The sequence below is a fragment of the Enterobacter cloacae complex sp. IR5402 genome (assembly GCF_049238125.1).
Lineage (GTDB): Bacteria > Pseudomonadota > Gammaproteobacteria > Enterobacterales > Enterobacteriaceae > Enterobacter > Enterobacter hormaechei_C.
In genome coordinates, this window is record NZ_JBMKHO010000010.1 from 76376 (window position 1) to 101100 (window position 24725).

Sequence of the window (24725 nt, forward strand, 5' to 3'; positions counted from 1 at the left end):
CCACCCGGCATTTCATGCCGCACGCTCGTCCCTATTCGCCATCACCTGCCGCGTATTGACCTCAATCCAGTCGGCCAGCGCGGCCACCTTCTCGCTTACCTCCCGCCCCAGCGGCGTCAGGCTATACTCCACATGCGGCGGCACGACCGGATACGACACGCGATCGACAAACCCGTCATGTTCCAGCGCCTGTAAAGACTGAGCCAGCATCTTCTCGCTGACGCCGCCCATCTTGCGGCGCAGATCGCTGAAGCGATGCGTCCCCTGACGTAACGCCACCAGGATCAGCACGCCCCAGCGGCTGGTTACGTGTTTGAGCACCTCCCGTGACGGGCACTGTTCCGCAAAGAGGTTGCCATCGCGCATTTGCTCGCTGAGCGTTGGTATTGTTGTTTTCATACTTACCTTTTTGTACGTACTTACTAAAAGTTAGTTATGGTGATAGTGTGCCACAACACCAGACAAACACGAAGGAGATTCATCATGATCGCGATTACCGGCGCAACCGGCCAGCTTGGCCAACACGTTATTGAAGAACTGCTGAAAACCGTTCCGGCCAGCCAGATCGTGGCTATTGTGCGTAACCTGGCGAAAGCCGAAGCGTTGCGTCAGCAAGGGGTCGTTGTGCGTCAGGCGGATTACACCGATGAAGCCGCATTTACCACCGCACTGAACGGCGTGGATAAACTACTGCTCATCTCCTCCAGCGAAGTGGGCCAGCGCGCCGTACAGCACCAGAACGTGATAAACGCCGCCAAAGCCGCCGGGGTGAAATTCATCGCCTATACCAGCCTGCTGCATGCTGACAAATCCCCGCTGGGTCTGCACGTTGAGCACGTCGAAACCGAAAATGCCCTGGCGGCCTCCGGCGTGCCTTACGCCCTGCTGCGCAACGGCTGGTACACCGAAAACTACCTGGCAAGCGCGCCGCCAGCGCTGGAACACGGCGTGTTTATGGGGGCCGCAGGCGAAGGCAAAATTGCCTCTGCGACCCGTGCGGATTACGCGGCGGCGGCAGCGAAAGTGATTTCTGAAGAGGGTCATGCCGGCAAGGTGTATGAACTGGCGGGTGATAATGCCTGGACGCTGAGCGAACTGGCTGCGGAACTGAGCAAGCAGAGCGGTAAGCCGGTAACGTATCAGAACCTCAGCGAAGCCGATTTCGCCGCTGCGCTGAAGGGCGTTGGTCTGCCTGCCGGGCTGGCGGAAATGCTGGCGGACTCCGACACCGGCGCGTCCAAAGGCGGCCTGTTCGACGACAACCATACCCTGAGCAAGCTCATTGGCCGCCCAACCACACCGCTGGCGGAAAGCGTCAAAGCCATCCTGTAGTTGTTAAAAATTGGTTATTTTTTGTGGCATCCCCTCGGGTCATCTCTGATAATGAAGCGATGACCCACAAGGAGGCTCACCGTGCAAGGCGTACCGGAACAGTTCACTGATGAGAGAGACAGCGCGCGCTTTCGCCATCTGGCGCAGCTGCCGGGCCTGGAGCTTTATCACGCCCATATCTCTGACTACGCCTTCGAGCCGCACACTCATGAAGCCTTCGGTATCGGCACCATCGAAACCGGTGCCGAACGCTTCCGCTATCGCGGTACCCAGCATCTTGCCGCGGAAAAATCCGTCGTGACCATGAACCCGGACGAGATCCACACCGGGGAATCCGCCACTGAAGGCGGCTGGCGCTACCGGATGGTCTACATCGAACCCGACCTGCTGGAAGAGGTCACTGGCCTGCGTCACTGGTGGTTTAGCGACGTCACGCGTCACGATCCGCTGCGCTCGCAACAGATAGGCCAGTTGATTTATGGCCTGTGGCACACGGACGATCCGCTGGCGCAGAAGGGGCTGCTACTGGATTTGATTCAGACTTTTCAGCCGCTGGCCCACCATGCGCCGGTGGTGCAGGAGGCCACGCACCGCTTCGAACGCGTTCGCGACTACCTGCACGACAACTATATGCGCTCGCTGACCCTGGACGAGCTGGCTAACGTTGTCTCGCTCAGCCCGTACCATTTTCAGCGCCAGTTCAAAGCCCATTTCCACGTTACGCCCCACCAGATGCTGATGGCCATCCGGCTGTGGCGCGCCAAAGCATTCCTCACCCATGGCATGCCTGCCGCCGAGGTGGCCGCCGCGACCGGGCTGACCGATCAGTCGCACCTGACCCGCGCCTTCACCCGTCGCTACGGCATCACACCCGTGCGCTACCAGAAACAGGTTATGCCGCGCTAATGCGCAACCTCATACAATACGCGCCCGTTTTGCCCTCCTACACTGAGCGCAAAGTGAATCAAGATGGATGGAAAAATGATTAGCGGCGTGTTGTATGCCCTGCTTGCGGGTTTGATGTGGGGGCTGATTTTTGTCGGCCCGCTGATTGTGCCGGAGTACCCGGCAATATTGCAGTCGACCGGACGTTACCTGGCGCTGGGGCTGATTGCCGTGCCGCTGGCGTGGCTGGGGCGCACGCGTCTGCGTCAGCTGGGCCGCCAGGACTGGCTCACCGCGCTGGGGCTGACCATGATGGGTAATCTGATCTACTACGTCTGTCTGGCGAGCGCCATTCAGCGCACCGGTGCGCCGGTGTCGACCATGATTATCGGCACGCTGCCGGTGGTCATCCCGGTTTTCGCGAACCTGCTTTACAGCCAGCGTGACGGCAAACTGGCGTGGTCAAAAATGGCGCCGGCGCTGGTCTGCATTGCCGTGGGGCTGGTGTGCGTGAATATTGCCGAGCTTCGCCATGGTCTGGAAAATTTCAGCGTGTGGCGTTACGGTTCAGGGATCTTTCTGGCGTTTATTTCGGTTGTCTGTTGGGCCTGGTATGCCCTGCGCAACGCACGCTGGCTGCGGGAAAACCCGGATAAACATCCGATGATGTGGGCGACGGCGCAGGCGCTGGTCACCCTCCCTGTCTCGTTGCTGGGCTATGTGGGCGCGTGTGTCTGGCTGGGTAGCCAGCAACCGGCATTTACCCTGCCCCTCGGACCGCGCCCGTGGGTATTCGTCGGGCTAATGGTCGCCATTGCCGTGCTCTGTTCGTGGGTGGGCGCGCTGTGCTGGAACATTGCCAGCCAGAAGCTGCCGACGGTGATACTGGGGCCGCTGATTGTCTTTGAGACGCTGGCCGGGCTGCTCTATACCTTCCTGATGCGTCAGAGCGTGCCGCCGCTGCTAACGGCCTGCGGGATCGCGCTGCTGGTCGTTGGGGTGGTGATTGCGGTGAGAGCGAAGCCGGAAAAACCGATGGTCGTTCCGGCGTCGGAGGGGTGATTTCTGCCGGGTGGCGCTGACGCTTACCCGGCCTACAAAATAACGCCTCGTAGGCCCGGTAAGGCGTAGCCGCCACCGGGCAAGCCTTTAGAACGTCTCCCAGTTCGCTTCAGACGCCGTTGCTACGGGCTGCGCCTTAGGCGCGTAAGCCTTCACGGGCGCGGCTTTCACCGCCTGGTTGCGGGTGATCTTAAACACCGCCACCGCGTCGTTCAGGCGTGCTGCCTGATCTTCCAGCGCCGCCGCTGCCGCCGCAGACTCTTCCACCAGCGAGGCGTTCTGCTGGGTGACGCGATCCATCTCCGCCACCGCCTGACCCACCTGGTCGATACCGCGGCTCTGTTCGTCGGAGGCCGACGCAATCTCACCCATGATGTCCGTTACGCGCGTAACCGCATTGACGATCTCCGCCATCGTCGCGCCCGCTTCATTTACCAGCTGAGAACCCGCGTTGACGCGTTCGCCGGAATCATCGATCAGCGCTTTGATCTCTTTCGCCGCCTGCGCGCTGCGCTGCGCAAGGGTACGCACCTCGCCCGCGACAACCGCGAAGCCACGTCCCTGCTCGCCCGCGCGCGCCGCTTCTACCGCCGCGTTCAGCGCCAGAATATTGGTCTGGAAAGCAATGCCGTCGATCACGTTAGTAATTTGCGCGATTTTGCTGGAACTGGTGGCGATTTCATCCATGGTGCGCACAACGCCCTCGACCACGTTACCGCCCTTCTTCGCGGTGGAAGAGGCGTCCAGCGCCAGGCGTGACGCCTGACGCGCGTTATCGGCGTTTTGCTTCACGGTAGCGGTTAACTGTTCCATGCTGGCTGCCGTCTCTTCCAGAGAAGCGGCCTGCTGCTCGGTACGGGAGGAGAGATCGTTGCTGCCCGCCGAGATTTCACCCGCGCCGGTGTAGATGGTATCTGCGCCTTCACGCACCACGCCCACCGTGTTGGCCAGCGCAGTCTGCATCTCCTGAACGTTGCGCGCCAGGATCGCCATTTCATTTTTACCCTCAGCCTGAATCGGCTGGGTTAAATCCCCTGCGGCAATGGCGCGGATATGGTTGATCACCTCTTCCAGCGGCAGCAGCAGCACGCGGCGCATCGCAATCCAGCTGGAAATAATCACCGCGATCACCAGCAGCATCACCGCAGAAAGGATCCACAGAATGCGTTTGTAGTCGCTTTCATTGTCCTGGATACCTTTGGCGGTCAGCGCGGCCTGCGCCTCACGCCACTCGCGATAAACCTTTTGCATCGCGGTCTGCTTCTGTTCGGCATTTTGTTTGAACATATCTTCCAGATTGCCCTGCCCCAGCAGAACGTTCATTTGCGTCAGCGTGGCGGAGTAGACGCGGTACTGCTCTTCCAGGCGATCGGCCAGGTGCTCGTCCATACCCGGCGTTTCCGGCAGCGCATAGTATTTATCGTAATGGGTCTGGGCATCGGCCAGCAGGTTTTTCGCGGTATTGACCAGCTCGTTCAACTGCCCGCCGTTAATCTGCGACGCCATGCTGCTTTGCAGGCGCAGCATGCCGCGGTTGAGGGTGACGCGCGCCTGGTTCAGGCTGATCCAGGCGTCGGTAAACTCCGCAACGTTCTGGCTGGAAAGCTGAGAAACGGTGAAGTTCTCTTTATCGTTATTGAGTGCATTAATGAAAATGCCAGCGGAGATCAGCTGCATGATGCCGAGCACAAGCAGCACCGAAATCAAAAGAGTAATGACTTTTATACGTTTAAACATGCGTTGCCTTATTTATATACAGGTATTGTCTGACCTGTATCTATCGGCACGCGCGGCAGGTTGTTTACTGTTTCTCCACCTTTAAAAACTTTCGAAAGCCCTTTTCTGCATTCAATCAGCAAGTTAAAAGCACGCTTTTTTTGTGATCCCTTTCTCGTTTTCACCCTTGCCTCTAAAGGGTTATAGTATCCACTTAAAGATGCATTTAAAATGCATCTTATATTTCTGATGATGAGGTAACTGCTATGGCCTTCCGCGACCAACCCTTAGGCGAGCTGGCGCTCTCCATCCCTCGCGCTTCTGCGCTGTTCCGTAAATACGATATGGATTACTGCTGCGGTGGTAAGCAAACGCTGGCGCGCGCAGCGTCGCGTAAAGAGCTGGATGTAGAGGCTATCGAAGCGGAGCTGGCTCAGCTGGCTGAACAGCCCGTCGACAAAGACTGGCGCACTGCGCCGCTGGCTGAAATCATCGACCATATCATTGTGCGTTACCACGATCGTCACCGCGAGCAGCTGCCGGAGCTGATTTTACAGGCGACCAAAGTTGAACGCGTTCATGCCGATAAACCTTCCGTACCGCGCGGCCTGGCGAAATACCTGACCATGCTGCACGAAGAACTTTCCAGCCACATGATGAAAGAGGAGCAGATCCTCTTCCCGATGATCAAACAGGGCATGGGCAGCCAGGCCATGGGGCCCATCAGCGTGATGGAAAGCGAACATGATGACGCCGGCGAACTGCTGGAAGTGATTAAACACACCACCGACAACGTCACACCGCCGCCAGAGGCGTGCACCACCTGGAAAGCCATGTACAACGGCATTAACGAGATGATCGACGATCTGATGGAACACATCAGTCTTGAGAATAACGTTCTGTTCCCGCGTGCATTAGCGGGGGAATAAAAAAGCCCGGCGGCGCTAGCGCTTACCGGGCCTACAACGTCCGCGAACGTAGGCCGGGTAAGCGTCAGCGCCACCCGGCAACATGCTTAACGCATGCTCGCCATACGTTTCTTACCGATAAACAGCCAGCCCAGCCCCAGCGCAATAAACCACAGCGGCGTGACGATCAGCGCCTGGCGGGTATCTTCTTCCAGCGTCAGCAGCACCAGCACGAAGACGAAGAACGCCATGCACACCCAGCACATCAGCTTGCCCAGCGGCATCTTGTAGATCGACTTCTCATGCAGGTGTGGACGCTGTTTGCGGTACACCAGGTATGAGCAGAGGATAATGGTCCAGACGAACATGAACAGGATCGCCGACACCGTAGTGATCATGGTGAACGCGCCGATTACGCTCGGGTTGACGTAGAGCATCACCACACCGCCCAGCAGACAGATGCAGGAGAAGGTCAGCCCTTTCGCCGGTACCGCGCGTTTAGACAGTTTGGCAAACGCGCTCGGAGCAACGCCCTCCTGCGCCAGACCGAACAGCATACGGCTGGTGGAGAAGACGCCGCTGTTCGCGGAAGAGGCCGCAGAGGTCAGCACCACGAAGTTAATCAGGCTCGCGGCAGCAGGCAGTCCCACCAGCACGAACAGCTCGACGAACGGGCTCTTGGTTGGCACCACCGAACTCCATGGCGTCACGGACATAATGACGATCAGCGCGAACACGTAGAACATGATGATACGCAGCGGAATGGAGTTGATCGCGCGCGGCAGGGATTTCTCCGGATCTTTGGTTTCCGCCGCCGTGGTACCGACCAGCTCAATCCCGACAAACGCGAACACCGCAATCTGGAAGCCGGCAAAGAAGCCGCTGATCCCTTTCGGGAACCAGCCGCCGTCATTCCACAGATGGGCAAACGACGCCTGTACGCCGGTTGGCGACTGGAAGTGCGTCAGCACCATCACCAGCCCGACGACAATCAGCGCGATGATGGCGACGATTTTGATCATCGCGAACCAGAACTCCATCTCACCGAACATTTTAACGGTGGCGAGGTTCAGGCTCAGCAGCAGGACAATCACCGCCAGCGAAGCCACCCAGTCCGATAGCCCTGGGAACCAGAATTGCGCGTACGCCGTGATGGCCACAACGTCAGCCATGCCGGTGACCACCCAGCAGAACCAGTAGGTCCAGCCGGTAAAATAGCCCGCCCACGGGCCGAGCAGGTCTGACGCGAAGTCGCTGAAGGATTTGTATTCAAGATTCGAGAGCAGCAATTCACCCATTGCACGCATCACGAAAAAGAGCATAAAACCGATGATCATATAAACGAAGATGATCGACGGGCCGGCAAGACTGATGGTTTTGCCCGAGCCCATAAACAGCCCTGTGCCGATGGCTCCGCCAATGGCAATAAGCTGAATGTGACGGTTCGTGAGATTTCGCCGTAGCGACTGTTCAGACGTCGCCTCTTCTGCGGCGGCGACTTTGACCTGATCTACCATGTGATATTTTCCTGTTTATGCCTGTCTGTGTTGTTAAGGCTCTTCTGGCCTTTATTTACGCCAAATAAATGACGGCCCCTGTGTAAGGACTAATCGATAGTAGGTAAGAATCGGCGGGATGAATACTATGATTTGAATATTATGTTAATAATATGTTGAAAGTGAGTGTCATATCACTCATACAGCGCGAAACAGCTCACAAAAATACACGTAACAGTTTCGTTTGCAATACAAAATGTTGATTCCGTCGTAACTCCGGGTTTTATCGCTATTTTCCTCTCTCCGATCGGAGAGAGGAAAATAAGAAAAACCGATTACAGGATTTCCAGCAGCTCGACTTCAAACACCAGGGTGCTGAATGGCGGAATGGACGCGCCAGCGCCACGCTCGCCGTAAGCCAGGTTGTGCGGGATAGTCAGTTCCCATTTGGAACCTACTGGCATCAGGGTCAGGGCTTCGATCCAGCCTGCGATAACGCCGTTGACCGGGAACTCAGCCGGTTCGCCACGCGCGACGGAGCTGTCGAACACGGTACCGTCGATCAGCTTACCGGTGTAGTGTACGCGAACGTGGTCGGTACGCGCCGGGATTGCGCCATCACCCTGATTGATTACGCGGAACTGCAAGCCGGACTCGGTGCTGTTCACGCCTTCACGCTCACGGTTCTCTTCCAGATATTTCACGCCTTCTGCCGCCATCTCTTCGAAACGCGCGCGACGCACGGCGTCAGCACGTTCGTGGATTTCACGCAGCGCACGGTGCACAACGTCAACCGGCACAGCGGGCTGCTTGCCTTCCAGCGCGTCAGCGATACCCGCCACCAGCGCTTCCGGTAACAGACCTTCCAGGCCGGATTCGCTCAGCTGCTGTCCTACCTGCAAGCCGATGCCGTAGCTTGCCTGCGCTTCGATAGTGTCAAAAGTCGGGGTGGTCATGGGTTTTCCTTCCATCACATTTAAAGTAGCGGGCAGCATATCAGCCATGCCCTTATGGGTAAAACTTTGTCTTAAGTAAAGGTGACAAACTGCGACGAAACGGAAACAATAGTAGCCGTCAGGATTTTCCCTAATATATGTCACGAAAGCTGGCTTTGTTACGCCCATCAGGCAGTTAGCAAACTACACTTCTCAGGACAGGATAAAAAGACGCGGAGCAGGAGGAGAGCCATGCCCGGGCGATTTGAACTGAAACCTACCCTGGCGAAAATCTGGCATGCGCCGGATAACTTTCGCATCATGGACCCGCTGCCGCCTTTGCATCGCAGAGGCATTATCATCGGCGCGTTGCTGATCGTCATCGGCTTCCTGCTTCCTTCCGGCAGTGACAACGTTGATACCGCGCCGGTCAGCCGGAATGCTGAGTTGGATATCCAGTCGCAAAGCCAGCCGCAGCCTGGTTCACAGCCGATGCAGACGCAGCTGGTCACACCGTCTAACGATCCGGGCCAGGTTGCGCCGGTTGAACCTGAACCTGTTCAGGAAGATCAGGAGCAGGCCGCCGCCCCTTCAGAGCCACAGGCGCAACAGCCCACCGGCATTGAGCAGCAGTGGCGTTCGTATCGCGTAGAGCCTGGGAAAACTCTTGCCCAGCTGTTCCGCGACCACAATTTGCCAGCAACGGATGTGTATGCCATGGCGCAAGTCGAGGGGGCAGGCAAGCCGCTCAGCAACCTGCAAAATGGTCAGATGGTGCAGATCCGTCAGAATGCCAGCGGCGTGGTGACCGGGTTAACGATCGATACCGGAAACGGGCAGCAGGTACTGTTTACCCGCCAGCCGGACGGCAGTTTCATCAGAGCACGTTAATGGCCCAGGCCGGGTAAGGCGATGCCGCCACCCGGCACTTTTGTTCTCAGGCACGCCGTTTATTCACCCACCAGATCCCCGAGCAGACCAGCACCAGCGCAATCGCGTATTTGATGTCCAGAATGTTTTCGCCGAGGAAGATGGCGGAGAGCACCGTCCCTGCTACAGGTATGACAAAGTTGAACGGGGCAATCATACTCACGCGGTTTACTTTCAGCAGCGCGCTCCACAGGGCGAACGCCACGGATGAGAGCAGCGTCAGATACCCCAGCACGGCGACGGCTTTCATGCTGTGCACCTCCAGCGTCCCGCCCGTGGCGTAGCCTCCCGCAACCAGTGCCGCCCCGCCTATCCCCAGCTGCCATCCCGTCATTACCGTCGGGTCAACGGTCTGGGAAATGCGTTTCCCGTAAAGCGTGGCCGCAGAGAGAATAAAGGCGGCCAGCACCACAAATCCGTCACCTTTCCACACAAACTGGAACTCACTTAACCCGCTGTGGAAGTTCACCAGCATCACCCCGGCAAAGCCCAGAACACACCCCAGCGTTTTGTTATAGCTGAGTTTGTCGTTGTGGTAGATAAAGTGCGCCAGCAGCACGCTGAAGAAGGTCCCGGTGGCATTCATGATGGAGCCGTTCACCCCGGTCGTGTAGGCCAGGCCGATATAAAAGAAGGTGTACTGGAGGGAGGTCTGGGTCAGTCCGAGGATCGTGAGCTGGCCAAACTGCGTGGGCGTGAGCCTGCCAATCGGTTTTCGCTGGGCCAGGGCAAAAAGCAGCAGCAACGCGCCGGCAAACAGAAAACGGTATCCGGCAAAGACGACTTTGGAGGGGATATCATCGGTCGCGATCTGAAAGAGTTCGTAGCCACTTTTAATGGCCGGGTACGAGCTTCCCCAAAGCAGACAGCAGAGCGTGGCGCAGGCATAGGCCACATTTCGACGGGCAAAGACGGGCGTGGGCAGAGCAGTATCCATGACAAATCTCATAAATAAAATTGCGTTTCAATTTATTATCAGAGAATGCGTCAGGAATAGCGACCTTACAAGAGCAAAAGATGACGCAGGGTCACGCTAAAAAGCAAAACGCCGGCACAAGGCCGGCGCTTCGACGCGAGCAGAGTAAAAAATTACTCAGCTACTACGTTAACAACCAGTTTAGCGAATACTTCGCTGTGAACCTGGAAGTCAACTTCGTGCTCACCAGTGGTACGCAGAACGCCGTTCGGCAGACGAACTTCGCTCTTAGCCACTTTAACGCCTGCCGCAGTAACTGCATCAGCGATATCGCGGGTACCGATGGAACCGAACAGTTTACCTTCGTCGCCAGCTTTGGACGCGATGGTAACGGTGCCCAGTGCGTTGATTGCTTCAGCGCGAGCGTTAGCAGCCGCCAGAACGTCAGCCAGTTTGGCTTCCAGTTCAGCACGACGTGCTTCGAAAAACTCTACGTTTTTCTTAGTAGCTGGAACAGCTTTACCCTGTGGAACCAGGAAGTTACGAGCGTAACCCGCTTTAACGTTTACCTGATCACCCAGGCTGCCCAGGTTTGCTACTTTATCAAGCAGAATAACTTGCATTACCTTATCCTCTTAAAGTCGTATTAATGGACCGTGCCCGATTACTGATGACGATCAGTGTACGGCAGCAGAGACAGGTAGCGAGCGCGTTTGATAGCGCGAGCCAGCTGACGCTGATATTTTGCACGAGTACCGGTGATACGGCTTGGGACAATCTTACCGCTTTCGGTGATGTAGTTTTTCAGCGTTGCGATATCTTTATAGTCGATCTCTTGAACGCCTTCCGCGGTGAAACGGCAGAACTTGCGACGACGGAAATAACGTGCCATATGGCTAGTCTCCAGAATCTATCAAATCAATCTGCTCGGCATGCAGAACCATTTTGCTCAGGCCGTTCTTTGCCTTGTGGCAAGAAATGAACCCCTGAACGATTACTGCGCTACCGACCGTTAAACTGTGAGTAATGGCCTGGTTTTCGTGTCCGCTAATAATTACGGGCATTTGGCACCACGCCTGCCGGTGAAACCCGGCTTCCTCTTGCACAGAACGATGCTCAAGCACGAACTGGCAATGCGGAATTCCTGATGGGCTGACCTTTCGAAGGGGGGTCCTGCACACGGTGCCGGACAACACCAGACGGTTGGTCATCAGAAATTACTCTTCAGAATCCCCAGCATCAGAATCATCTGCGGTTTCGTTTGCGAAATCATCGCGACGCTCACGGCGCTCGTCTTTCGCTTTAACCATCGGAGATGCTTCGGTCACTGCGTGTTTGGTACGCATAACCATGCTGCGGATAACGGCATCGTTGAAGCGGAAGGTAGTTTCCAGCTCATCGATCACTTCCTGCGGAGCTTCAACGTTCATCAGAACGTAGTGTGCTTTGTGCAGTTTGTTGATCGGGTAAGCCAGCTGACGGCGGCCCCAGTCTTCCAGACGGTGGATCGTGCCTTCTGCACCAGTGATGGCAGCAGAGTAACGCTCGATCATGCCCGGAACCTGTTCGCTCTGGTCAGGGTGGACCATAAAAACGATTTCGTAATGACGCATCGAATTGCTCCTTACGGATTATTCAGCCTCCTGTCTGGGTCAGCCGAGGCCCGGGGAGGCAAGGAACGTGTTAAAGGTCGGCTGAAAAATTGACGCGTCATAATACTTGCGCCCCCCAGGAAACTCAAGCTGATTGCACAAATAATTCGCACAAAGGGTAAAGCTGTTCTAAGTGGGTGATTTAAAATCGCACTCATCAGAAGCGCTGTTTTTTTGAACAACATCATCAGAAATGGTCACCCATCCCAACCCGGGTAGCGATTACACTTTAATCAGAAACCCTGAACAGAGAAGGAGAGCATTCCGCCGTATCACAGCACGCAGTCGTGGAGCGCATATCATGAAAAGAATCGCAATCGCCATTTTGGCTGCGCTTTTGCTCAGTGCAAACGCGATGGCAGCCATCAGAATAGACAGCCAACAGGCCAGAAACATGGATGATGTGCAGAGCTTAGGCGTTATTTACATCAATCATAACTTCGCCACTGAAAGTGAAGCAGATCAGGCGCTTAATGAAGAAACCGATGCGCAGGGCGCAAAATACTATCACGTCATGCTGACACGTGAGCCCGGCAGCAACGGTAATATGCACGCCAGTGCAGATATTTACCAGTAACGCTTTATCGCTAGCACCAGGAAAGCAAAAGAAAATCAAAGCCATATATAATTTGCCCCCTGCCCGGGGGCTTTTTTATGAATGGCTCCGGAATACCACCGGTTACAACTGTTTCGGTATTCCAGAGCACTTATTCACTTCTGCCCGTAATAAGCATTCGGGCCGTGCTTACGCATGAAATGCTTGTTCATCAGATAATCATCAATGCCCTGAAGCTGTGGGTTAATGCCGCGCGCAATCCACGCCATTCTGGCCACCTCTTCCATCACCACCGCGTTATGCACGGCGTCATGCGCATCTTTACCCCAGGAGAATGGACCATGCTGGTACACCACAATACCCGGCGTATGCAGTGGTTCCGTCTCACCCAGCGTTTCGATAATGACCCTGCCGGTGTTAAGTTCGTACTCGCCTTCGACCTCAGTCTGCGTTAACGCCCGCGTGCAGGGAATATCACCGAAGAAGTAGTCCGCGTGCGTTGTACCCAAAGCAGGGATCGCCAGCCCGGCCTGTGCCCAGGCGGTGGCGTGCGTGGAATGGGTATGTACAATCCCCCCCAAGGACGGGTAACGCTGGTACAGCGCCAGATGGGTTGCCGTATCAGAAGAAGGACGCCATTTGCCTTCAACGACCAGTCCTTCCAGGTCAACCACCACCATATCGTCCGCTTTCATGGCGTCATAGGCCACGCCGCTCGGCTTAATCACCACCAGCCCCTGCTCGCGATCGATGGCGCTTACGTTGCCCCACGTAAACGTCACCAGTCCATAGCGCGGGAGATCCATATTGGCTTCAAAGACCTGCTGTTTCAGCTTAAGCATGTTCCGCCTCCATCAGTCCTGCCCGCGCCATGCGCTCGCACACCCAGTCCCGGGCTTTCGCCACTTCTGCCGCCGGATCGTCCGCGGTTTCGCTCCACATCTCAATCAGGTAAGGCCCGCAATAACCTGTCTGTTTGAGCGTCTGGAAGCACCGTTCGAAATCCACCACCCCGGTGCCGAACGGTACGTTTTTAAACACGCCGGGACGGGTATCTTTAACGTGCACCGCCACGATATGCCCGATGCCCGCCTGAAGCTCCATCTGTACGTCGTTATCCCATGCCGACAGGTTGCCGATATCCGGATAAAGCTGGAACCACGGGTTATTCAGATAGTGCGCGTAGCCCAGCGCCTTGCTGATGGAGTTCATCAACGGATAATCCATGATCTCCATCGCCAGCGTCACCTGCGCACGGCTTGCCATCTCAACGCTCTCTTTCAGGCCGTCACGGAAACGACGGCGCGTTTCATCATTGGCTTCCTGATAGTAAACATCGTAACCCGCCAGTTGAATCACGCGGATGCCGACATCCTGTGCGAAGCGAATAGCTTTACGCATGATCTCCAGCCCTTCGGCGCGTACGGCATCATCTTCGCTGCCAAGCGGAAAACGACGATGAGCGCTCAGGCACATGGATGGCACGCGCACGCCGGTTTCGGCAATGGCGCTCACCAGCGCCAGACGCTGGTCGCGGCTCCAGTCCAGGCGAGCAAGACGCTCGTCCGTCTCATCCACCGACATTTCGACAAAATCGAAACCCAGCTGCTTCGCCAGCTGTAACCGCTCCAGCCAGCACTCCCCCGCAGGGAGTGCCTTTTCATAGATGCCAAGCGGGACCTGTTTTGACAACATACCCGCTCCTTAACCCCAAAGCTGAGCGATTGAGCGTTTAAACTGACGCGCAGCTTCCACCGGAGATTCCGCATCGCGAATGCTACGACCGGCAATAAAGACGTGAATTGGAATCCCCTTGAACAGCGGCAGATCTTCCAGCGCCAGGCCACCGGTTACGGTCACTTTGAAGCCCATATCGGCCAGACGTTTGATCGCGCTGATATCGGCTTCACCCCACGCCACGCCTGCGGCCTGCGCATCACGGCTGCGGTGATAAACCACCTGCTGGATACCTGCTTCGCGCCACTCCTGCGCCTGCTCCCAGGTCCAGAAACCGGTCAGTTCAATCTGCACGTCGCCATTGAACTCCTTCGCCACGTCCAGCGCGCCTTTCGCAGTGTTGATATCCGCACAGCAGATCACGGTGACCCAGTCGGCGTTGGCTTCAAAGCACATGCGAGAGAGAATTTTGCCCGCATCGGCGATTTTGGCATCCGCCAGCACGATTTTATGCGGATAGAGCGCCTTCAGGTCACGAACCGCACGAACGCCTTCGCCCACGCACAGAATGGTGCCGACTTCGATGATGTCCACTTCTTCCGCAATCAGACGGGTGGTTTCGTAAGCGTGAGACAGAGTCTGGTTATCCAGCGCGACCTGCAACATTGGTAATGACATTTTCAATTCCTCTTAAACGGCCGCCGCAGTGGCGTTATCAATTAAATCCAGCACGTCCTGCGCGGTACGGCAGGCGCGTAAACGGTCAAAATTAGCTTCATCATCAAACAGATTGACGATCTGCATGATGCCCACCTCCTGGTGGGTATTGGCATCGACAGCCGCCATAGTGATAAGGATGTCGACCGGGTCGTTATCTTCGTGGTTAAACACCAGCGGCGTTTTCAACGTCACCAGCGCGAAGCCGGTTTTCTTGACGCCCTCTTCCGGGCGGCCATGCGGCATCGCCAGGCCTGGCGCAATCACAAAGTAAGGGCCATGCTGCGCCACGCCATCCAGAATCGCCTGGTAGTAACGCGGCTCGACAACGTCAGCCTTAACCAGCAGATCCACGCTCAGCTTCACCGCTTCCTGCCAGGTGCTGGCTTCGGCCTGTAAAAGGATGGAGTTATTCTCTGCCAGCGAATCACGTAGTTTCATGTGGCATCCTTACTTCACGTCTTGTGGGAAGTGTTCTTTGATCACTTCCAGCAGCTTTGGTCCGAAATCCGCAGGCGATAGCATGTTGCGTACGCCTACCACGTATTTGTTGCCCGACACGCTAATCTCGCCGGCAATGTGCGTTGAGGCGATGATGATGTCCGCGCCATTCAGTTCACTTTTGTATTCACCCACTGCGCAGCTGTTCACCGTGTGGTCAATGTTTGACTGGGTTAAAAACTGGTCCACTTTCATCTTCATGATCATGGAGCTACCTTGCCCATTGCCACACACAGCCAGGATACGTACGGTCATAATCGAAACTCCTTAATGAGCAGACACTTCTGCTGTTTGTTTTTCCGCATCTTCTTCAGCCCGCAGCGAACGGCCAGCGAAGAACATATAAGCCAGGGCAATCAGGATGATGACGGCCATAAAGACCAGCCCGACGGACGCAAAGCCCTGCATCATCGGCGGCGCCAGAATTGACCAGTCCGCCATGCCCATCCAGGCGCTCATGCCGGTGAGCTTGACCGCCCACACGCACCCGAAGATTTCAACCATGCCCATCACCAGGCAGATCTTGAGCGCTGCGCGCCATCCGCCGAAGTGGTTAGCAAACACGCCGATAGTGGCGTTGGAGAAGAACATCGGGATAAAGCCAGGAATAATCAGGATTGAGGAGCCACAGCCCACCAGAATGCCGACCGCAATCAGCTGGCCGATGGTGCCCCACATAAAGCCCCAGACGACGGCGTTTGGCGCAAAGCTATAGATAGCCGCACAGTCAATCGCCAGCACCGCGCCAGGGATCAGGCGCTGGGAGATGCCGTTAAACGCTTCCGACAGTTCGGCGACGAACATACGCACGCCCTGGGTGATGATGAAAATAGCAACAGCGAAGGAGAAACCGGTTTGCAGGATATAGACCGTCCAGTGGGTTTTACCCGCCATCGCCTGCACCACGTCAATGCCAAAGGAGAGCAGGATGGCACCGAAGAAGATGGTCATCACAATTGCCGTGGAGACGATGTTGTCGTGGAAGATATTCAGCCAGCCAGGCAATTTGAGGTCTTCAACACTCTCCTCTTTTTTGCCCAGGTACGGCGCAACTTTGTAAGCAATCCAGGAGGCGAACTGCTGCTGGTGACCGATGGAGAAGCCGCAGCCGTCCGTAACGTCCTGCGTTGGCTTATACATCATGTTGGAGGTGATGCCCCAGTAAAGCGAGACCAGTATTGCCGTGCAGATGACGGTGGTCCACATTGGGTAGCCGAAGATATAGAGAGAAACCGCAATCAGCCCCGCCTGCTGGAACATGATGTGCCCGGTGAGCATGATGGTGCGAATACCGGTGATGCGGCGCAGGAGCACGTAAATGATGTTCAGCGCCAGCGCGAGCAGTACCGCATACCCAACCCAGCTGTACGCATCCCCCATACGATCGATGGTGGCCATCATGGACGCGTAAGTGTCAGAGATGGCGCCGTTAATGCCGTACACCTCTGACATTTTGGCAACAACCGGCTTAAACGTGCTGGTCAGAATGCCAGACCCCGCCTGCAACAGCATAAAACCAATGATGGTTTTGATGGTGCCTTTGATAATCACGCTGACGCTTTTGCGCAGCAGGATGTACCCCAGGCACGTCACGATACCCAGCAACAGCGGGGCGTTGGTCATTACCTGATTAAAGAACACGGTAAAGACGTTGTAGAGGATCTCCATAACTCTCTCCAGAAAATGAGAACACGAGGGGCAATCCCTGTGTGGTTGGTGTCATCACTCTATTAATCACAAATAATCATCACAAGATTGCATTTGATTATTTGTGACGGATCACGCAATTTATTTCCATGGTATTAGTAATGATTTTCACTACCAATCCAAACAAATAAATAAATTCTTAAATTTCAATATATTAATCATTTATAATGGTTATCTTAACAACGTCATGAAGTTTTTTCTGTGAGGTGGTGAGGGGAATTTTCCGCAAATCAGCCATTGCAAATCGATTAAAACAGTGCCAGCATTAATCACAACAAGTCACAGTATGATTACTTTTGATTAAAACCAGGAGTCAAACGATGAGTAAAGTGAAAACCATCACCCGTGAATCATGGATTCTGAGTACCTTTCCGGAGTGGGGTAGCTGGCTGAACGAAGAGATCGAGCAGGAACAGGTTGCTCCTGGCACATTTGCGATGTGGTGGCTGGGCTGCACCGGGATCTGGCTGAAATCAGAAGGCGGCGCCAACATTTGTGTTGATTTCTGGTGCGGCACCGGCAAACAGAGCCACGGCAATCCACTGATGAAAAAAGGCCACCAGATGCAGCGTATGGCCGGCGTTGAAAAGCTCCAGCCGAACCTGCGCACCACGCCTTTCGTGCTTGATCCTTTTGCCATTCGTCAGATCGACGCCGTACTCTCTACCCACGATCACAACGATCATATCGACGTGAACGTGGCGGCAGCGGTAATGCAAAACTGCGCGGACGACGTACCGTTTATTGGGCCGCAGACCTGCGTGGATTTGTGGATTGGCTGGGGCGTGCCAAAAGAGCGCTGCATCGTGATGAAGCCGGGCGAGGTAGTGAAAATCAAAGACATTGAAATTCACGCGCTGGATGCCTTTGACCGTACCGCGCTGATCACCCTGCCTGCCGACCAGAAAGCCGCAGGCGTACTGCCAGACGGGATGGATGAGCGCGCGGTGAACTACCTGTTCAAAACGCCTGGCGGTTCCCTGTATCACAGCGGTGACTCCCACTACTCCAACTATTACGCGAAGCACGGTAACGAGCATCAGATTGACGTGGCGCTTGGCTCTTACGGTGAAAACCCGCGCGGGATCACCGACAAAATGACCAGCGCAGACATGCTGCGTATGGCCGAAGCGCTGAACACCAAAGTGGTGATCCCGTTCCACCACGATATCTGGTCAAACTTCCAGGCCGATCCGCAAGAGATCCGCGTCCTGTGGGAGATGAAAAAAGACCGCCTCAAGTATGGCTTCAAGCCGTTCATCTGGCAGGTTGGCGGCAAGTTCACCTGGCCGCTGGATAAAGACAATCTTGAGTACCACTACCCGCGTGGTTTCGATGATTGCTTTACGATTGAACCCGATCTGCCGTTCAAATCCTTCCTCTGATTCTGAGGCCCAATCGCCAGACCTTGCGTCTGGCGATGTCATATTTATCTTAGTAATTTCACGCTATTTCAAATATCATCTTTTCAAATCAATTCTTATCGGAATAGCTCATGACGGAAGCGCAACGGCATCAAATTTTACTGGAACTCCTGGCGCAAACAGGGTTTATCACCGTCGAGAAAGTGATCGAACGTTTAGGGATCTCCCCCGCTACCGCGCGGCGGGACATTAACAAGCTGGATGAGAGCGGCAAGCTGAAAAAAGTCCGCAATGGCGCAGAGGCCATCAGCCAGCAGCGTCCACGCTGGACGCCGATGAACATCCACCAGGCGCAGAATCACGATGAAAAGGTGCGGATTGCCAGAGCGGCATCACAGCTGGTAAATCCTGGAGAAAGCGTGGTGATCAACTGCGGTTCGACGGCGTTTCTGCTGGGCCGTGAGATGTGCGGCAAGCCGGTGCAGATCATCACCAACTATTTGCCGCTGGCCAACTATCTCATTGACCAGGAACATGAAAGCGTGGTGATCATGGGCGGCCAGTATAACAAGAGCCAGTCCATCACCCTTAGCCCGCAGGACAGTGAAAACAGCCTCTACGCCGGGCACTGGATGTTTACCAGCGGCAAAGGTCTGACGGCGGATGGCCTGTATAAAACCGATATGCTCACCGCAATGGCAGAACAGAACATGCTTAACGTAGTGGGCAAACTGGTGGTGCTGGTCGACAGCAGCAAGGTCGGTGAACGCGCCGGCATGCTTTTCAGCCGCGCCGAGCAAATCAGCATGGTGATCACCGGCAAAAACGCCAACCCCGAGATCCTCAGCAAGCTGGAGGATCAGGGTGTCACAGTGCTGCGCGTTTAAAGGTGCTGACGGAAGAATTCCACGGTTGACTCCAGCGCGGCCGGGGTAATACGGTGCCGGACACCTGCTCCCCACAGGCAGGTCAGATTGCTGTCCAGCCCTTCGCGCTGTAGCGCCTGTTGCAGGCGGAACGTTTCACCGGGCGGTACGACGTCATCGGCGTCCCCATGCCACAGAAGCAGCGGACGATCGGCCAGCTGCGAAAGCGCATGGCTGACGTCCCATTCAGACAACAGGGTCTCAATCTCCTGAGGGGCCTGCGGCGGGAATAGCGTCTTTGCCAGCGACGTAAAGTAGCCCGATCCCATCAGGCAAGCCACGGACGTCACCTCCGGATGCCTGGCCATGATCCCCAGCGCCGTCATTCCGCCCATTGATGCGCCTGCGACCGCCAGCCGTTTCCCCTCCACCAGCCCGGCCTGCAAGAGCGCGTCACGCAGCCCGGCGAACTCGGTCAGATTGCCGTGCAGCGTTTGCCAGAACAGCCCCAGCCGCGCCTGCTCATCGCCCGTAAAGCGTGCCCCATGATTCGGCGCATCAGGCATGACCACCCGGAAACCGGCCTGCGCCAGCGCGACGGCAAAATAGCTGTAGACCAGCTTCGAGGAGAGAAAGCCATGATAGAAAACTACCGTCGGCAGCGGCTGTTCACCTTTACCAGCCGGAAAAGCATGGATGATTTCATGCTCACTCAGCTGGCGAGTTTCAATTTCAATCATTGTCGATCCTGTGCTGATGAATGATTCATAATGTTGAGAGCTGGATTACGGTTTCACGATATTTTCATTCGAAATCTACGTCCCAGATAACACTTCGGGAACATTCCCCCAAAACTAAATTCGCAGACAACTACACTATGGCTATCAGGAAAAGAGACAGGTTTATGCGCAGGCTTACCGCTTTATTGCTGGTCTCGCTGCTCAGCGGATGTTCCGTATTGCAGGGTACGCCAGAACCGGCGCCGCCGGTTACCGATCATCCTCAGGAAATTCGTCGTAATCAGACGGAAGGATTACAACGCCTGGGTACCGTATCCGCGATGGTTCGTGGTTCCCCGGATGATGCAGAAGACGCAATTGAAGCGCAGGCCGTTGCCGCAAAAGCAGATTATTACGTCATCACGATGATTGATGAAACCATTATTACGGGACAGTGGTACGCCCAGGGCATTTTGTACCGTAAGTAAGCATCATCATTTGAACGACTTTTACACTGCTTTGCGTCCGTAGACATTTTCCTGTCCACAATAAACTCCATGCCAGCAACAATGGAAATGAGTTTATTCGCGAAGGATTGCCCGGCGGATACCGGAGACACGTGAAAAGGAGCTGACGATGAAACGAACCCTTGCTTTAACGACGCTATTGCTTTCAGCGGGCCTGCTGAGCACCACGGCGCAGTCGGCCGAATTTGCCAGCGCGGATTGCGTCACGGGCCTGAACGAGATTGGTCAGATCTCCGTCAATAATATCACGGGGAGTCCGCAAGACGTTGAACGTGTCGTCGCTCTGAAGGCCGATGAACAGGGCGCATCCTGGTATCGCATCGTCCAGATGCAGGAAGATCACCATGTTAATCACTGGCGCGTGCAGGCCATTCTTTATGCCTAATCCCTTCCGATAAAAGCCACTTAATTTTAGTGGCTTTTCACTTTTGCAAATTTTTTATCTTTCCCAAAACCTAACGAAAACAAACATGTAACATTAGGTTACATTAAAAAGGTAAACGTTATCTCTGCTCTGCCGTTGAACAGCCATCACTTTTCAATAATGAGCAATTTATGATCACCTTTTTCCGCCGGGCAGGTCTGGGCACGAAGCTATCGCTGCTAACAGGTGCCAGTGTCGCCACGCTTTTTTTGCTGTTCACTTTTCTGTTGAGCCACAACGCCAGCCAGCAGCTTGAAGATCTTGCGGTTGAAGACCTGCATAACCAGTCTACCGGCATGGTGGATATGGTAGAGATGTTCAACACCAGCCTGAGCGAAGAGGTCGAGAGCAATACCCGCCTGTTCACCACCTTTTTGCCACAGCCATTGAACAGCGACAGCAGCCAGAGCCGCACCATTAACGGCCTTACCGTTCCTCTGCTGAAGGGCGGTGAAACGGAGTTGCATGAAAACAATACGCTTTCTGATGACTTCCTGAGCCGAACGGGGGCCATCTCGACGCTGTTTGTCCGCAGCGGTAACGATTTTATCCGCGTGGCCACGTCGCTGCGCAAAGAGAATGGCGACCGCGCCATCGGAACCGTTCTTGATAGCACCAGCCCGGCATTTGCGGCTGTCACCAAAGGGGAGGTCTATCGCGGCCTCGCGCTGCTGTTCGGCAAGCGCTATATCACGCAGTACCAGCCTGTTAAAAATGCGGAAGGCCAGGTTATCGGGATTATCTTTGTTGGCGTCGACATCACCCATTCCTGGAACGTCATGCGCGAGAAAATCCTTAACCGTCGTCTGGGCGAGAGCGGTCACTTCTTTGTACTGGATCGCAGCAGCGGTAAAACGCGCGGACAGTATCTGTTCCATGCCAGCGAAGAGGGCAAATTGCCCAACTGGGACACGGCGACACAGCAGCAGCTTCTGAGTGATAAAGCCGGCACGCTGGAACGCGTGAGCGCGGATGGCCGTACGCTCAAAGTCGCCTACACGCCGCTGCCGGGCTGGAACTGGACCATCGTGGGTGAAGTGGATAAAGCCGTACTGCTTTCAAGCGTCACCACGCTGCGCGATCGCTTCCTGATGGCGGGCGTGGTGCTATCCGCGCTCTTCGCGGGCCTGTTCGTTATCCTCATTCGCCGGATGCTAACCCGCCCACTGCGCGCAGTGATCGCGCTTGCCCGGCAGTATGCCGCAGGCGATCTGCGCGCCAGCCTGCCGGTAACCCGCCAGGATGAAGTCGGCCAGCTGATTGATGCCATCAATGGGATCGGGGGCGGCCTGCAAAAAATTGTGTTGCAGGTCCGCGAGGCCGCAAGCGAAATCCATCTGGGGACTAACGCGCTGGCTTCAGATACCGGCGAGATCTCTGAACAGATCAACAAACAGGCCAGCAGCGTTGAGGAGACCTCCGCCAGTATGGAGCAATTAGCCGCCACCGTGCAGCAAAATGCCGCCAACATGGAGCAAACTCAGCAGCTGGTGGGGGAAACCTCGCGCGCGGTGCATCAGGGTGGAGAGACGGTGACCCACGCAGTTTCCACCATGGATGATATTCGTGATGCATCGAAACGCATTGAAGTCATCACCCGCGTGATTGAGTCCATCGCTTTCCAGACCAATATTCTGGCGCTCAATGCGGCGGTTGAAGCGGCGCGGGCGGGCGAGCACGGGAAAGGTTTCGCAGTGGTGGCGCAAGAGGTGCGCGCCCTGGCCGCACGCAGCGCCAACGCGGTAAAAGAGATTGAGCAGCTGATTGGCGACACGCTGAACAAGGTGAGCGAAGGCCATGCGCTTTCTGAGCAGACGCGTCTGGCGATGGATGCCATCATTGTTCATATCGATAACATCAGCCAGCTTGTTACCGAGATCAACCACGCCTCCCGCGAGCAGTCTGCGGGGATTGGTCAGGTGAATCTGGCGATGACGCACATCGGTGAGGCATCGCACATCAATGCTGATCGTATCTCACGCAGCGAGCAGACGGCGCAGACGCTGCGCGAGAAGGGTTCACATCTCACCCGGCTGGTGAGCCTGTTCCAGCTTAAAGCTTAACCGACCCGGCCCGTGGCGCGCAGCAGCAGGTCGTTTTGCACCTGTTCGCTCATCAGCGTGCCGCCCCGGGTATCCAGCATCATGCGGCACCACGCCTGCGCCACGGGCGGCGTTGCGTGCCGCAGCATCTGGCTTCCGGCCCCGAGTAAAAAGAGCTGCCGCGCGATCTCCCTGCCCTGCGCTTCCTGCGGTTTACGCAGCTTCTGCTGTAGCTGCCGCCAGCTGCGATCGAAGTGCCTGTCCTGGCCTTTTACCTGCGCGAAATCATCGGCGAGCAGGTCGAGAATGCCCGACTGCTTCGCCAGCACGCGCAGGACATCCAGGCACATAATATTGCCAGAGCCTTCCCAGATGCTGTTAACGGGCATTTCACGGTACAACCGCGGAAGCTCACTCTCTTCGCAATAGCCTGCGCCACCCAGCACCTCCATTGCCTCTGCCACAAACGGTATGCCCGCTTTGCAGACGCTGTATTTTGCCGCCGGCGTGAAAAGCCGCGCCCATGCGGCTTCCTGCGAGTCGGTGCGGTTATCCCACGCCCGGGCGAGTCGGAACAGCAGTGCCGTGTGTCCCTCCAGCACCAGCGCCATACGGCTTAGCACGTCGCGCATTAACGGCTGGTCGATCAGATTTTTGCCGAAGGTCTGCCGCTGATGGGCATGATAAAGCGCCACCGAGAGCGCACGGCGCATCAGTCCGTGGCTGCCAAGCGCGCAGTCAAAGCGCGTCAGCCCACCCATCTTAAGAATTTGCCGGACACCTTCACCCTCTTCGCCCAGCAGCCAGCCGTAAGCATCAAGGAACTCAGCCTCACTGCTGGCATTTGAACGGTTACCGAGCTTGTCCTTCAGACGCTCAAGGCGCACGGCATTGCGTTGCCCGTCGGGTAAGAAACGCGGAACAAAAAAGCAGGAAAGCCCGCCCTTCGCCTGCGCCAGCACCAGATGCGCATCGCTCTGCGGCACGGAGAAAAACCATTTGTGCCCCACCAGCCGGTAACTGCCATCACTGCATTTCTCTGCTTTGGTGGTATTACTGAGTACGTCCGAACCGCCCTGCTTTTCCGTCATCCCCATGCCGATCAGCAGGCCGCGCTTTTGCGCCCCCGGTGCGAGATGGGGATCGTAGCGATCGCTCATCAGCGGCGTTAACCAGTCGTGAAACGGTTTGGGTAGCGACTGTAGCAACAGCGGCGTGGCCGCAAAGGTCATGGTCACCGGGCATAGCGTTCCCGCCTCCACCTGAGCATGAAGCACAAAACGCGCGGCCCGGGCGACGAACGATCCTTTCCGCGCCTCCTCCTCCCACGCCAGGTTGTGCACCCGGTTGGCGCAAAGCCCCTGCATCAGAAGATGCCATGCCGGATGAAAGCGGACGTCATCCAGCCTCGCTCCCGTGGCGTCATAACGCAGCAGCTCCGGCGGATTAACGTTCGCCAGCCTGCCCAGCTCCAGCGACTCCGCCGTACCCAACTGCTGTCCGATGCTGGCAAGAAGATCCACATCCCACTCAGCCCCTTCGCGCGCTACCGCATCGCGCAGGGCGCAATCAGAGAGAAAAAGGTTGCTGTTCGATAGCGGTGCAGGTTGATTAAAAACGGTATGAGTCTGCCAGTGCATGCTGTCTCCCTCCTTTCATTGGCAATAAAGGTAAGTATGGACAGAGGGCATGCACGCTGCATGGGAGGAGGGTCACACGATGACGATCGTGTTGATATCATTCGTGAAATAGCTCACAGAACATAAGAATAAACTATTTCATTACTTCACTAA

At 55.9% G+C, this 24725-nt stretch carries 28 protein-coding genes; 11 read left to right on the top strand and 17 right to left on the bottom strand.

All coding sequences use genetic code 11. The features are described 5' to 3' along the window. Positions 1–12: 12 nt before the first annotated feature. Positions 13–399: a winged helix-turn-helix transcriptional regulator gene (locus ACOTXL_RS16665; protein ID WP_045350663.1), complete on the bottom strand. Its 387-nt coding sequence runs from the start codon at positions 397–399 to the stop codon at positions 13–15. A gap of 84 nt (positions 400–483) precedes the next feature. On the opposite strand from ACOTXL_RS16665, the gene ACOTXL_RS16670 reads away from it, so the two are divergent. The 3 genes from ACOTXL_RS16670 (at position 484) to ACOTXL_RS16680 (ending at position 3279) form a co-directional block, all read left to right on the top strand. After that, on the top strand, positions 484–1332 hold the full coding sequence (locus tag ACOTXL_RS16670; RefSeq protein WP_045350662.1) for an SDR family oxidoreductase: 849 nt from the start codon (positions 484–486) through the stop codon (positions 1330–1332). An 81-nt stretch (positions 1333–1413) separates the two neighbouring features. Beyond that, positions 1414–2238: an AraC family transcriptional regulator gene (locus ACOTXL_RS16675; protein ID WP_023315272.1), complete on the top strand. Its 825-nt coding sequence runs from the start codon at positions 1414–1416 to the stop codon at positions 2236–2238. Between the two features lie 75 nt (positions 2239–2313). Then, positions 2314–3279, top strand: coding sequence for a DMT family transporter (locus ACOTXL_RS16680; protein ID WP_045350661.1), 966 nt, complete (start codon positions 2314–2316; stop codon positions 3277–3279). A gap of 87 nt (positions 3280–3366) precedes the next feature. Here ACOTXL_RS16680 and ACOTXL_RS16685 read toward each other — a convergent pair whose 3' ends face one another. Continuing rightward, the gene (locus tag ACOTXL_RS16685) at positions 3367–5016 is read right to left on the bottom strand and encodes a methyl-accepting chemotaxis protein (RefSeq protein ID WP_023315271.1); all 1650 of its coding nucleotides are present in this window, start codon (positions 5014–5016) and stop codon (positions 3367–3369) included. A 245-nt stretch (positions 5017–5261) separates the two neighbouring features. Between ACOTXL_RS16685 and ytfE the strand changes: the two genes are divergently transcribed. Then, positions 5262–5924: an iron-sulfur cluster repair protein YtfE gene (ytfE, locus tag ACOTXL_RS16690; protein WP_003856046.1), complete on the top strand. Its 663-nt coding sequence runs from the start codon at positions 5262–5264 to the stop codon at positions 5922–5924. A gap of 86 nt (positions 5925–6010) precedes the next feature. Here the strand turns inward: ytfE and cycA are convergent, their stop codons facing one another. Both cycA and fklB read right to left on the bottom strand, forming a co-directional pair. Continuing rightward, positions 6011–7420 (bottom strand): D-serine/D-alanine/glycine transporter, encoded by a 1410-nt coding sequence (gene cycA, locus ACOTXL_RS16695; protein WP_003856045.1) that lies wholly within the window; start codon positions 7418–7420, stop codon positions 6011–6013. A 314-nt stretch (positions 7421–7734) separates the two neighbouring features. Continuing rightward, positions 7735–8355 carry an FKBP-type peptidyl-prolyl cis-trans isomerase gene (gene fklB / locus ACOTXL_RS16700; protein WP_008502892.1) on the bottom strand — a complete coding sequence of 207 codons (621 nt, stop codon included), beginning with the start codon at positions 8353–8355 and terminating at the stop codon, positions 7735–7737. Positions 8356–8586: 231 nt separating this feature from the next. On the opposite strand from fklB, the gene ACOTXL_RS16705 reads away from it, so the two are divergent. Then, entirely contained in the window at positions 8587–9225 is a 639-nt protein-coding gene (locus tag ACOTXL_RS16705; RefSeq protein WP_045330822.1) for an OapA family protein, read from the top strand. Between the two features lie 46 nt (positions 9226–9271). On the opposite strand, the gene ACOTXL_RS16710 is transcribed toward ACOTXL_RS16705, so the two are convergent. The 5 genes from ACOTXL_RS16710 to rpsF form a co-directional block, all read right to left on the bottom strand. Next, a complete protein-coding gene (locus ACOTXL_RS16710; protein ID WP_017383942.1) occupies positions 9272–10201 on the bottom strand; it encodes a DMT family transporter in 930 nt (309 codons plus the stop codon). 152 nt (positions 10202–10353) lie between these two features. After that, entirely contained in the window at positions 10354–10803 is a 450-nt protein-coding gene (gene rplI, locus ACOTXL_RS16715) for a 50S ribosomal protein L9 (protein WP_003856039.1), read from the bottom strand. Positions 10804–10844: 41 nt separating this feature from the next. Continuing rightward, positions 10845–11072: a 30S ribosomal protein S18 gene (rpsR, locus tag ACOTXL_RS16720; protein ID WP_000135199.1), complete on the bottom strand. Its 228-nt coding sequence runs from the start codon at positions 11070–11072 to the stop codon at positions 10845–10847. A gap of 4 nt (positions 11073–11076) precedes the next feature. Next, positions 11077–11391 (bottom strand): primosomal replication protein N, encoded by a 315-nt coding sequence (gene priB / locus ACOTXL_RS16725; protein ID WP_003856035.1) that lies wholly within the window; start codon positions 11389–11391, stop codon positions 11077–11079. 6 nt (positions 11392–11397) lie between these two features. Continuing rightward, positions 11398–11793, bottom strand: coding sequence for a 30S ribosomal protein S6 (rpsF, locus tag ACOTXL_RS16730; RefSeq protein ID WP_003856034.1), 396 nt, complete (start codon positions 11791–11793; stop codon positions 11398–11400). Positions 11794–12133: 340 nt separating this feature from the next. Between rpsF and yjfY the strand changes: the two genes are divergently transcribed. Continuing rightward, positions 12134–12409: a DUF1471 family protein YjfY gene (yjfY, locus tag ACOTXL_RS16735; protein WP_017383944.1), complete on the top strand. Its 276-nt coding sequence runs from the start codon at positions 12134–12136 to the stop codon at positions 12407–12409. Positions 12410–12543: 134 nt separating this feature from the next. Here yjfY and ACOTXL_RS16740 read toward each other — a convergent pair whose 3' ends face one another. Genes ACOTXL_RS16740 through ulaA form a run of 6 tightly spaced genes read right to left on the bottom strand, consistent with a single transcriptional unit; the run spans position 12544 to position 16951 of the window. Beyond that, positions 12544–13230 carry an L-ribulose-5-phosphate 4-epimerase gene (locus tag ACOTXL_RS16740; protein WP_003856029.1) on the bottom strand — a complete coding sequence of 229 codons (687 nt, stop codon included), beginning with the start codon at positions 13228–13230 and terminating at the stop codon, positions 12544–12546. Continuing rightward, positions 13223–14083: an L-ribulose-5-phosphate 3-epimerase gene (locus ACOTXL_RS16745; RefSeq protein WP_022650261.1), complete on the bottom strand. Its 861-nt coding sequence runs from the start codon at positions 14081–14083 to the stop codon at positions 13223–13225. The genes ACOTXL_RS16740 and ACOTXL_RS16745 overlap by 8 nt, the downstream gene beginning before the upstream one ends. A 9-nt stretch (positions 14084–14092) precedes the next feature. Then, positions 14093–14743, bottom strand: coding sequence for a 3-keto-L-gulonate-6-phosphate decarboxylase UlaD (gene ulaD, locus ACOTXL_RS16750; protein WP_003856025.1), 651 nt, complete (start codon positions 14741–14743; stop codon positions 14093–14095). Positions 14744–14755: 12 nt separating this feature from the next. Beyond that, positions 14756–15223, bottom strand: coding sequence for a PTS ascorbate transporter subunit IIA (gene ulaC, locus ACOTXL_RS16755; protein ID WP_003856024.1), 468 nt, complete (start codon positions 15221–15223; stop codon positions 14756–14758). Between the two features lie 9 nt (positions 15224–15232). Next, positions 15233–15538 (bottom strand): PTS ascorbate transporter subunit IIB, encoded by a 306-nt coding sequence (ulaB, locus tag ACOTXL_RS16760; RefSeq protein ID WP_003856022.1) that lies wholly within the window; start codon positions 15536–15538, stop codon positions 15233–15235. 12 nt (positions 15539–15550) lie between these two features. Then, on the bottom strand, positions 15551–16951 hold the full coding sequence (gene ulaA, locus ACOTXL_RS16765; protein WP_015572475.1) for a PTS ascorbate transporter subunit IIC: 1401 nt from the start codon (positions 16949–16951) through the stop codon (positions 15551–15553). Between the two features lie 359 nt (positions 16952–17310). Between ulaA and ulaG the strand changes: the two genes are divergently transcribed. After that, positions 17311–18375: an L-ascorbate 6-phosphate lactonase gene (gene ulaG, locus ACOTXL_RS16770; protein ID WP_032671498.1), complete on the top strand. Its 1065-nt coding sequence runs from the start codon at positions 17311–17313 to the stop codon at positions 18373–18375. Positions 18376–18485: 110 nt separating this feature from the next. Further along, the gene (gene ulaR / locus ACOTXL_RS16775; RefSeq protein WP_003856014.1) at positions 18486–19241 is read left to right on the top strand and encodes an HTH-type transcriptional regulator UlaR; all 756 of its coding nucleotides are present in this window, start codon (positions 18486–18488) and stop codon (positions 19239–19241) included. Here the strand turns inward: ulaR and yjfP are convergent. Beyond that, a complete protein-coding gene (gene yjfP / locus ACOTXL_RS16780; RefSeq protein WP_045350660.1) occupies positions 19238–19960 on the bottom strand; it encodes an esterase in 723 nt (240 codons plus the stop codon). The genes ulaR and yjfP overlap by 4 nt on opposite strands. Before the next feature lie 137 nt (positions 19961–20097). On the opposite strand from yjfP, the gene bsmA reads away from it, so the two are divergent. From bsmA to ACOTXL_RS16795, 3 genes are all read left to right on the top strand, one after another. Continuing rightward, complete coding sequence (gene bsmA / locus ACOTXL_RS16785; protein WP_003856011.1) at positions 20098–20427, top strand: biofilm peroxide resistance protein BsmA; 330 nt, start codon at positions 20098–20100, stop codon at positions 20425–20427. 148 nt (positions 20428–20575) lie between these two features. Beyond that, a complete protein-coding gene (gene yjfN, locus ACOTXL_RS16790) occupies positions 20576–20851 on the top strand; it encodes a DUF1471 family protease activator YjfN (RefSeq protein WP_003856009.1) in 276 nt (91 codons plus the stop codon). Positions 20852–21021: 170 nt separating this feature from the next. Beyond that, complete coding sequence (locus ACOTXL_RS16795; protein WP_045350659.1) at positions 21022–22953, top strand: methyl-accepting chemotaxis protein; 1932 nt, start codon at positions 21022–21024, stop codon at positions 22951–22953. Here the strand turns inward: ACOTXL_RS16795 and ACOTXL_RS16800 are convergent. Beyond that, entirely contained in the window at positions 22950–24572 is a 1623-nt protein-coding gene (locus ACOTXL_RS16800) for an isovaleryl-CoA dehydrogenase (RefSeq protein ID WP_045350658.1), read from the bottom strand. The genes ACOTXL_RS16795 and ACOTXL_RS16800 overlap by 4 nt on opposite strands. Positions 24573–24725: the final 153 nt, after the last annotated feature.

Excerpts from the sequence above, each read along its gene's own strand:
- ulaG (WP_032671498.1), top strand. The coding sequence starts at position 17,311 with ATGAGTAAAGTGAAAACCATCACCCGTGAATCATGGATTCTGAGTACC.
- rpsF (WP_003856034.1), bottom strand. The coding sequence starts at position 11,793 with ATGCGTCATTACGAAATCGTTTTTATGGTCCACCCTGACCAGAGCGAA.
- ulaR (WP_003856014.1), top strand. The coding sequence starts at position 18,486 with ATGACGGAAGCGCAACGGCATCAAATTTTACTGGAACTCCTGGCGCAA.
- ACOTXL_RS16740 (WP_003856029.1), bottom strand. The coding sequence starts at position 13,230 with ATGCTTAAGCTGAAACAGCAGGTCTTTGAAGCCAATATGGATCTCCCG.
- ACOTXL_RS16685 (WP_023315271.1), bottom strand. The coding sequence starts at position 5,016 with ATGTTTAAACGTATAAAAGTCATTACTCTTTTGATTTCGGTGCTGCTT.
- bsmA (WP_003856011.1), top strand. The coding sequence starts at position 20,098 with ATGGCTATCAGGAAAAGAGACAGGTTTATGCGCAGGCTTACCGCTTTA.
- yjfY (WP_017383944.1), top strand. The coding sequence starts at position 12,134 with ATGAAAAGAATCGCAATCGCCATTTTGGCTGCGCTTTTGCTCAGTGCA.
- ACOTXL_RS16705 (WP_045330822.1), top strand. The coding sequence starts at position 8,587 with ATGCCCGGGCGATTTGAACTGAAACCTACCCTGGCGAAAATCTGGCAT.
- ACOTXL_RS16665 (WP_045350663.1), bottom strand. The coding sequence starts at position 399 with ATGAAAACAACAATACCAACGCTCAGCGAGCAAATGCGCGATGGCAAC.
- cycA (WP_003856045.1), bottom strand. The coding sequence starts at position 7,420 with ATGGTAGATCAGGTCAAAGTCGCCGCCGCAGAAGAGGCGACGTCTGAA.
- ACOTXL_RS16670 (WP_045350662.1), top strand. The coding sequence starts at position 484 with ATGATCGCGATTACCGGCGCAACCGGCCAGCTTGGCCAACACGTTATT.
- priB (WP_003856035.1), bottom strand. The coding sequence starts at position 11,391 with ATGACCAACCGTCTGGTGTTGTCCGGCACCGTGTGCAGGACCCCCCTT.
- rpsR (WP_000135199.1), bottom strand. The coding sequence starts at position 11,072 with ATGGCACGTTATTTCCGTCGTCGCAAGTTCTGCCGTTTCACCGCGGAA.
- ACOTXL_RS16800 (WP_045350658.1), bottom strand. The coding sequence starts at position 24,572 with ATGCACTGGCAGACTCATACCGTTTTTAATCAACCTGCACCGCTATCG.
- yjfN (WP_003856009.1), top strand. The coding sequence starts at position 20,576 with ATGAAACGAACCCTTGCTTTAACGACGCTATTGCTTTCAGCGGGCCTG.
- ACOTXL_RS16745 (WP_022650261.1), bottom strand. The coding sequence starts at position 14,083 with ATGTTGTCAAAACAGGTCCCGCTTGGCATCTATGAAAAGGCACTCCCT.
- ACOTXL_RS16710 (WP_017383942.1), bottom strand. The coding sequence starts at position 10,201 with ATGGATACTGCTCTGCCCACGCCCGTCTTTGCCCGTCGAAATGTGGCC.
- ytfE (WP_003856046.1), top strand. The coding sequence starts at position 5,262 with ATGGCCTTCCGCGACCAACCCTTAGGCGAGCTGGCGCTCTCCATCCCT.
- ulaA (WP_015572475.1), bottom strand. The coding sequence starts at position 16,951 with ATGGAGATCCTCTACAACGTCTTTACCGTGTTCTTTAATCAGGTAATG.
- yjfP (WP_045350660.1), bottom strand. The coding sequence starts at position 19,960 with ATGATTGAAATTGAAACTCGCCAGCTGAGTGAGCATGAAATCATCCAT.
- ulaD (WP_003856025.1), bottom strand. The coding sequence starts at position 14,743 with ATGTCATTACCAATGTTGCAGGTCGCGCTGGATAACCAGACTCTGTCT.
- ACOTXL_RS16795 (WP_045350659.1), top strand. The coding sequence starts at position 21,022 with ATGATCACCTTTTTCCGCCGGGCAGGTCTGGGCACGAAGCTATCGCTG.
- ulaC (WP_003856024.1), bottom strand. The coding sequence starts at position 15,223 with ATGAAACTACGTGATTCGCTGGCAGAGAATAACTCCATCCTTTTACAG.
- rplI (WP_003856039.1), bottom strand. The coding sequence starts at position 10,803 with ATGCAAGTTATTCTGCTTGATAAAGTAGCAAACCTGGGCAGCCTGGGT.
- fklB (WP_008502892.1), bottom strand. The coding sequence starts at position 8,355 with ATGACCACCCCGACTTTTGACACTATCGAAGCGCAGGCAAGCTACGGC.
- ACOTXL_RS16680 (WP_045350661.1), top strand. The coding sequence starts at position 2,314 with ATGATTAGCGGCGTGTTGTATGCCCTGCTTGCGGGTTTGATGTGGGGG.
- ulaB (WP_003856022.1), bottom strand. The coding sequence starts at position 15,538 with ATGACCGTACGTATCCTGGCTGTGTGTGGCAATGGGCAAGGTAGCTCC.